At 64.8% G+C, this 650-nt stretch carries 2 protein-coding genes; both read left to right on the top strand.

What is annotated here, in order from left to right; all coding sequences use genetic code 11:
• Positions 1-479, top strand: a 479-nt coding sequence (locus JCM12296_RS35450) for a hypothetical protein (protein WP_218188478.1), incomplete at its 5' end; no start/stop codon positions are given.
• Positions 464-650 (top strand): hypothetical protein (locus JCM12296_RS35445; RefSeq protein ID WP_157068235.1); only part of this gene is annotated, 187 nt, incomplete at its 3' end. The genes JCM12296_RS35450 and JCM12296_RS35445, both read left to right, overlap by 16 nt.

Here is a 650-nt window from a genome sequence, read left to right as displayed (position 1 = left end):
CCGGAGCTTCGGCCTTTTGCTGCAGGCGGGCTCGGGTGTGGCCGTTTCTGATGGCCAGCCATCCGGTCGGATCGGCCGTGGCCGTTTTCAACAACCGTTTTCTGGGCGGCATGATGGTGGCCCTGGCCGGCCTCATCAGCGCCTGGCTGCTGGAGCATTTTCGCGACCGGCTGCATGCGTTGGAGGCGCCGCTGGCCGGGCTTGCGTTTAGCTGGGGGCTGGCCTGGTGGTTCGGCACGGGATTGCACGAAATCCATCGCTGTCTGGATAAGCGGCATGAATTGCCCGGCGCCATGGTTTTCGTGGGCTTGAGTCTTTTGGCATTGGGCTGGCTTCACCGCCGGGTGGACTGGAAAGCCGCGTGCTGGCCGGCCCTGGGGTTGTTGCCGACCATGATCCTGGCCGCCATGGCCCTTGCCAGCGGTTTTTTCTACACGCGCCATCCCTTCCAGGGTGGTGGCTGGTGGCCTGGCCGCTGATGGTGGCGATTCACTTTATTTTGCTGCGAACCCTGGAGACCACCTGGCAGCGGAAAGTGTCGGCCGTCTGGCATGTGGCCGGGGCGCTTTTGGTCATCCAACTGCTGGCCTGGGAAGCCGGCTGGTTGATGGACCGGCTGGCCGGCGGCACGGCGACCTGGTCCGCAATGG

Source organism: Desulfosarcina cetonica JCM 12296 (assembly GCF_001311845.1).
GTDB classification, from domain to species: Bacteria; Desulfobacterota; Desulfobacteria; order Desulfobacterales; family Desulfosarcinaceae; genus Desulfosarcina; species Desulfosarcina cetonica.
Note: the sequence above shows the minus strand (reverse complement) of the source record. Positions and strands in the feature narration are given on the sequence as shown.